5 protein-coding genes are annotated in these 6,998 nt (G+C 53.3%); 4 read left to right on the top strand and 1 reads right to left on the bottom strand.

Annotation, left to right across the window (positions count from 1 at the left end):
- The first annotated feature begins 487 nt into the window (after window positions 1-487).
- The 4 genes from ACSZPU_RS21735 to ACSZPU_RS21720 all read left to right on the top strand — a co-directional run bounded on the left by ACSZPU_RS21735 (window position 488) and on the right by ACSZPU_RS21720 (window position 5,522).
- Complete coding sequence (locus ACSZPU_RS21735; RefSeq protein WP_499003040.1) at window positions 488-1,234, top strand: FCD domain-containing protein; 747 nt, start codon at window positions 488-490, stop codon at window positions 1,232-1,234.
- Between the two features lie 246 nt (window positions 1,235-1,480).
- Window positions 1,481-4,156 (top strand): bifunctional uridylyltransferase/uridylyl-removing protein GlnD, encoded by a 2,676-nt coding sequence (gene glnD, locus ACSZPU_RS21730; protein ID WP_499003038.1) that lies wholly within the window; start codon window positions 1,481-1,483, stop codon window positions 4,154-4,156.
- Window positions 4,157-4,186: 30 nt separating this feature from the next.
- Window positions 4,187-5,011 (top strand): 2,3,4,5-tetrahydropyridine-2,6-dicarboxylate N-succinyltransferase, encoded by an 825-nt coding sequence (gene dapD / locus ACSZPU_RS21725; protein ID WP_499003036.1) that lies wholly within the window; start codon window positions 4,187-4,189, stop codon window positions 5,009-5,011.
- A gap of 121 nt (window positions 5,012-5,132) precedes the next feature.
- Window positions 5,133-5,522 (top strand): DUF3461 family protein, encoded by a 390-nt coding sequence (locus ACSZPU_RS21720; RefSeq protein ID WP_458044408.1) that lies wholly within the window; start codon window positions 5,133-5,135, stop codon window positions 5,520-5,522.
- 74 nt (window positions 5,523-5,596) lie between these two features.
- On the opposite strand, the gene ACSZPU_RS21715 is transcribed toward ACSZPU_RS21720, so the two are convergent.
- Complete coding sequence (locus ACSZPU_RS21715) at window positions 5,597-6,967, bottom strand: IS4 family transposase (RefSeq protein WP_499003043.1); 1,371 nt, start codon at window positions 6,965-6,967, stop codon at window positions 5,597-5,599.
- Window positions 6,968-6,998: the final 31 nt, after the last annotated feature.

The raw sequence follows: 6,998 nt of genomic DNA, 5'->3' as shown, positions 1-6,998 counted from the left end.
TTATCGGTAGTTAACCCTTCCTCCTACACTCTCCACAATCATGTCCGAGCGTTGCACTTATTATCTGAATTCGCTCACGAGTATCCTGGCTACGCGCAGCAATATTTGTTGCGCGTTTTTCTTTCTGCGCTGACATTAATTAAATCATTCATATTCTCATTTATATTTTCCTGTTTTAACCTCAGAATTAATATCCACGATCGCCTTTACTCTTTTTTAAGAATATTCTTTTTTACCCCCCCCCACATATTAAATGCAGATTGAGTGTGCTACGTTTTGTAAAACAACAGGCTCACTGTATTACGCAAACCCGGCGTGATTTAATCCTGATGAAATAATCCGTGTACGTAGACGCTGAGCGCGCACGTCCTCAGTGCTCTGGACATACGGCCTGCAGCACGAGTTGGCGCGCGCACAGGGCAACGGCGCACTGCTTGACGTTTCAACGGAATATGCTGATAATCGAGGAAAAACAGGATTAAATTACATGGCTGATAAACGTTTATATAAAGAAATTGCAACAGCAATAAAACAACAGTTATCAGATGGCGTTTATAAGCCCGGTGATAAATTACCGACGGAAAGAGCGCTTTCCGAGTCTTTCGGCACAGGTCGTGCGGTAATCAGGGAAGCAATGATTTTATTGGAAGCGGAGGGCTTTATCGATATCAGAAAAAGCTCCGGCGTCTACGTTTTAAAAAACGACACGGTAATTAATTCTTTTCTTGATGGCAAAGCGGGTCCGTTTGAACTGTTGCAGGCACGTCAGTTGATCGAGTCCAGCATCACCGCGTTTGCCGCCACGCAGATTGTGAAAAGCGATCTGGGCAAACTGTATGAAATCCTTGAACAAGAGAAAAAGCTGCTCGACGCGCCGCCCGATCAGTCTCTTGATGCCCTCTTCCACTGCACTATCGCCGCTTCAACGCAAAATGCCCTGCTGGCGGAGATTGTGCGTTATATCTGGGATGTGCGTAACCGCGACCCGCTTTGGCAGATGCTGAGTAAAGAGTCCGACCAGCGAGAATACAGCATGAAGGGGTATACGGAGCACCAGGAAATCGTCGCCGCTCTGCAGCGCAAAGATCCGGTTGCCGCCCGCCAGAGCATGTGGCAGCACCTGGAAAACATTAAGCAGCGCGTCACCCGACAGCTCGAATGCAACGAACAGCCAACCTTCGACCGCTTTCTGTTTGAATCCATTCCCCTGGATCTTAAACAGGAAAAATCATAACGCTTTGCTCGCCGCCCGAATGACACGCCACCGGGCGGCGTAACCGGCGAAAATTCACCGCGTTATCTCCCGTTTTTTCCCCTTCGCGTCATAAAAATAAACGACTTTTCATTTTTGTTTATCTCTTTTAACTTGTCTGAATCGCGTTCTGTCTCAACAATGAATAAATCCGGTCCTGACCGCCGTAGCGCGGATGTCCAGCCAGCACGGCGGTTCGCTGTCCAATCGATTTAGGGTGGCCTGTTAATGAGCAATACATTTTCTGAACAATTCATCAGTACGGTGAAACCCACCCTCCCGGGTCAGCCGGATTATCCCGGCGACTGGTCGCAGGATGAACTGAACTGCGCAACCATCAAGGCGCGTATTGATGCCTTTCAGCAGTGGCTGGGGCATGTCTTCGATGCAGGGCTTTCCGCCGAACAACTTATCGAAGCTCGCACGGAATTTATCGACCAGCTTCTGCAGCGCCTTTGGCTGGAATATGGTTTTGGCGACATCGGCGATACCGCGTTGGTTGCGGTTGGCGGCTACGGTCGCGGCGAACTGCACCCGCTGTCGGATATCGATCTGCTCATTTTGAGCCGCACGAAACTGCCGGACGAGCAGGCGCAAAAAATCGGTGAACTGCTCACCCTCTTGTGGGACGTGAAGCTGGAAGTGGGCCACAGCGTGCGTACGCTGAGCGAGTGCCTGCAGGAAGGACTGTCCGATTTAACCGTCGCCACCAATCTGATCGAATCACGCCTGTTAATTGGCGATGTCGCCCTGTTCCTTGAGCTGCAAAAGCACATTTTCAGCGAAGGTTTCTGGCCATCGGAAAAATTCTTCCCGGCTAAAGTAGCCGAACAGAATGAGCGCCATCAGCGTTATCACGGTACCAGCTACAACCTTGAGCCCGATATTAAAAGCAGCCCCGGCGGCCTGCGCGATATCCACACCCTGCTGTGGGTTGCCCGTCGCCACTTTGGCGCCACCTCCATGGATGAGATGGTGGGTTTTGGCTTTCTAACCGAAGCCGAACGCAACGAGTTAAACGAGTGTTTACATCTGCTCTGGCGTATTCGCTTCGCTCTGCACCTTGAGCTCAACCGCTATGACAACCGTCTGCTGTTTGACCGCCAGCTCAGCGTTGCCCAGCGCCTGAATTATATCGGCGAAGGAAACCAGCCGGTCGAGCATATGATGAAGGATTTCTTCCGCGTCACTCGCCGCGTGACCGAGCTGAACCATATGCTGTTGCAGCTGTTTGACGAAGCGATCCTGGCGCTCACCGAAGATGAAAAACCGCGCGCGATCGATGATGAATTCCAGCTCCGCGGTACGCTTATCGATCTGCGCGATGACAATCTGTTTATCCGCGAGCCGCAGGCAATTCTGCGGATGTTCTATATGATGGTGCGAAACAGCAGCATCACCGGCATTTACTCCACGACCCTGCGCCATCTGCGCCACGCGCGACGCCATCTGACACAGCCGCTGTGTTATATCCCGGAAGCGCGGTCGATTTTTCTCAGCATGCTCCGTCACCCAGGTGCCGTAAAACGTGGCCTGCTGCCCATGCATCGCCACAGCGTGCTGTGGGCCTATATGCCACAGTGGTCGCACATTGTCGGGCAAATGCAGTTTGACCTGTTCCATGCCTACACCGTGGATGAGCACACCATCCGCGTGATGCTGAAACTGGAAAGCTTCGCCAGTGAAGAGACGCGCCCACGCCATCCGCTTTGCGTAGAGCTTTGGCCGCGCCTGACGCACCCCGAACTGATTCTGATCGCCGCGCTGTTCCACGACATCGCCAAAGGGCGTGGCGGCGACCACTCGGTACTGGGTGCGCAGGACGTGCTGAAATTCGCAGAACTGCACGGACTTAATTCCCGGGAAACACAGCTGGTTGCCTGGCTGGTGCGCCACCATCTGCTGATGTCTGTCACCGCACAGCGCCGTGATATTCAGGATCCGGAAGTCATCAAACAATTCGCCGAAGAAGTGCAAACGGAAAACCGCCTGCGCTTCCTGGTGTGCCTGACAGTGGCTGACATTTGCGCGACCAATGAAACCCTGTGGAACAGCTGGAAGCAGAGCCTGCTGCGCGAACTCTACTTCGCCACCGAAAAACAGCTGCGTCGCGGGATGCAAAATACCCCGGATATGCGCGAACGCGTGCGTCACCACCAGCTTCAGGCGCTGGCGCTGCTGCGCATGGACAATATAGATGAAGAGCAACTGCACCAGATTTGGGGACGCTGTCGCGCCAACTACTTCGTGCGCCACAGCCCAAACCAGCTGGCCTGGCACGCGCGGCATCTGTTGCAGCACGACCTTAGCAAACCGCTAATCCTCCTTAGCCCGCAGGCCACGCGCGGTGGTACCGAGATTTTTATCTGGAGCCCGGACAGGCCTTATCTGTTTGCCGCCGTCTGCGCCGAACTGGACAGGCGTAATCTGAGCGTACATGACGCGCAGATCTTCACGACCCGCGACGGCATGGCGATGGACACGTTTATCGTACTGGAGCCGGACGGCAGCCCACTGTCGGCGGATCGTCACGACGCGATCAGTTTTGGCCTTGAGCAGGCGATAACGCAACACAGCTGGCAGGCACCACAGCCGCGTCGTCAACCGGCTAAACTGCGCCACTTTACCGTCGAGACAGAAGTGAATTTTCTGCCCACGCATACTGACCGGAAAAGCTTCCTTGAGCTCATCGCGCTGGATCAGCCAGGATTGCTGGCCCGCGTCGGTAAAGTGTTTGCCGACCTCGGCATTTCGCTCCACGGGGCGAGAATTACGACAATTGGTGAGCGAGTAGAAGATTTATTTATAATCGCGACTGCCGACCGGCGTGGCCTTAATGATGAGCTCCAAAAGGAGGTACAACAACGGTTGACAGAGGCCCTCAATCCAAACGATAAAGGGTGACGTGTTTTTTTATATGGAAAGAGTTTAACAATGCAGCAGTTACAGAACGTTATTGAAGCCGCTTTTGAGCGTCGCGCAGAGATCACCCCGGCAAACGCAGATACCGTTACCCGTGAAGCGGTTAACCAGGTTATTGCCCTGCTGGATTCCGGCGCGCTGCGCGTCGCAGAGAAAATCGATGGTCAGTGGGTCACTCACCAGTGGCTGAAGAAGGCCGTGCTGCTCTCTTTCCGCATTAACGATAACAAAGTTATCGAAGGTGCGGAAAGTCGCTACTTCGATAAGGTCCCGATGAAGTTCTCCGACTACGACGAAGCGCGTTTCCAGAAAGAAGGCTTCCGTGTGGTGCCGCCAGCGGCGGTACGTCAGGGCGCATTCATCGCCCGTAACACCGTACTGATGCCGTCTTATGTGAATATCGGCGCTTACGTCGACGAAGGCACCATGATCGACACATGGGCGACCGTTGGTTCTTGCGCGCAGATCGGTAAAAACGTTCACCTGTCTGGCGGCGTTGGCATCGGTGGCGTTCTGGAGCCATTACAGGCCAACCCGACCATTATCGAAGATAATTGCTTCATCGGCGCACGTTCCGAAGTGGTGGAAGGTGTTATCGTTGAAGAAGGTTCCGTTATCTCCATGGGCGTATACATCGGCCAGAGCACCCGTATTTACGACCGCGAAACCGGCGAAGTTCACTATGGTCGCGTACCAGCAGGTTCCGTTGTTGTTTCTGGCAACCTGCCGTCTAAAGACGGTAAATACAGCCTGTACTGCGCGGTCATCGTGAAAAAAGTCGATGCCAAAACGCGTGGTAAAGTCGGCATCAACGAACTGCTGCGCACCATCGACTAAGTCGTACCCTCTCCCAATTCGGGAGAGGGTGATATATCCCGCCTTTTTTGCATTTCCAGGTGGCGAAAATAGATTTTTTCGTTAATTATTCATAGGTTATGTTGAGCTTAAGGGTACCGCTATGTACGATAATCTTAAAAGTTTAGGCATCACCAATCCTGATGAAATTGATCGCTATAGCCTCCGTCAGGAAGCAAACAACGACATCCTGAAAATCTATTTCCACAAGGACAAAGGCGAGTTTTTTGCCAAAAGCGTTAAGTTTAAATACCCACGTCAGCGCAAAACCGTGGTCGCGGATGGTATCGGTCAGGGCTACAAAGAGGTGCAGGAGATCAGTCCAAACCTGCGCTATGTGATCGACGAGTTAGATCAAATCTGTCAGCGTGACCGTACCGATGTGGATCTGAAACGTAAGATCCTTGACGATCTCCGCCATCTGGAAAGCGTTGTCGCGAATAAGATCAACGAAATTGAATCCGATCTGGAAAAACTGACGCGCAATAAATAAGTGTGCTCAACCTTCTCACCGCATGAGAGGGAGCAAACACTAAAAACGGCAGCCTGGGTTGTAATGCCAGTCAGTTAAGCAACTGACTGGCCCTTTTTCGGGGCTGTGGGGTATCTCCACGGCCTCTCCTTTACCACTCTCGGGAAGACCCTTTCCCTTCTTGTCGGTAATTTTGCCAGTTGTCCCATACTTTCAAGAGCACGCATCAGCTCCGGGATACGCCCCGGTGAAGCCCCCTGCAGGGTCATCAGCATCCTCATTACCATTCCACATGATTCTGAGAAGCTCAGCTGATTCGGCCAGTAGCCTTTCAGATGCCCCGCCATTTTAATCATCAGATATCTCACCAGATTATAGGCCAGTAACACGCCCCACAGTTCCTGCTCCACAAGCTCCGGCTTTTTACTTCTCAGCGAGAGCCTGCTCAGTTGCATCGTCTGTTTTATCTCCCGGTAACCCAGCTCAATTTCACGGCGATGACTGTACAGATCCGCCATTTCTCCACCCGGATAACGCATGGCATCCGTCATCGACGTCAGCAGATGGCAGATTTTGCCCTTGCGTGTCACGGTCAGCAGGCGGGCTGTCATCTCCTGCCCCAGACCCGGCCATTTTTTTCGTGCCTGAGGACTGGTTTTCAGCTTCACCAGATGGTCGCCTTTACCCAGTTTCCTGACCTCTTCATATTGCGCCCCTTTTCTGAGTGGGATCATCCAGTGACGGTGTTCTCCCGCCTGGCTCCAGGCATTTAACAGTCCCGGCGAGTAGTAACCTTTATCCATTAACGTCAGGGTGTTATCCCCGGTTTGCTCTATCAGTTGCTCAGCAAGCTCATTCTCGCTGTTTTTCATCGTGCCGAAGGCGGCTGCTGTCAGTAGGTGGCTGGTCAGCTCCATCTGACAGACCATTTTGACCTGCGGGTAAAGTGCCGGGCTCCCGCCATGCGTCTGGCGGGGGAAGGCGGCATCGTTTTCTGGCGTATCCGGCGTGCGCCAGAACACACCATCGATGGCCAGCAGGGTCAGGCCGCACCAGTGCGGATGCGGCGTGGCGTTATGCCAGAGTTGTGCTGTCTGTGTGAACACGCGGCGTACGGCCTCGCTTCCCAGACGCTGACGGGCCTGGATCACGGCGCTGGGGGCAACGAAGGGACGGTTACCCGGCAGCATGATGTCCAGCCGGTTGACGATATGATGAAGGGGCTCTTTACGTTCAAGCGCCATACCGACAATGCACCAAACCATCATTTCCAGCGGCAGACGGCGTTTGCGCAGGATGACGGTACCGGCTTCGGCCAGACAGCGGGAAATCAGTTCCGGGTCCAGATAGTCGCCCAGAGAAGTCAGTGGGTTACGGAGAGAATCGTAACGGGATACCAGATCAAGAGCCTGTCCAATGTGCGTAAAAAACCACCTGCATAGCAGGTGGCATTGATAACGCCCCATAGGGGCGTACTCAGTCCAGACTCTGAGAGTC

Origin of the sequence: Phytobacter sp. V69 (assembly GCF_965644215.1) — a bacterium.
In the GTDB taxonomy this organism is placed as follows: Bacteria; Pseudomonadota; Gammaproteobacteria; order Enterobacterales; family Enterobacteriaceae; genus Phytobacter.
Note: the sequence above shows the minus strand (reverse complement) of the source record. Positions and strands in the feature narration are given on the sequence as shown.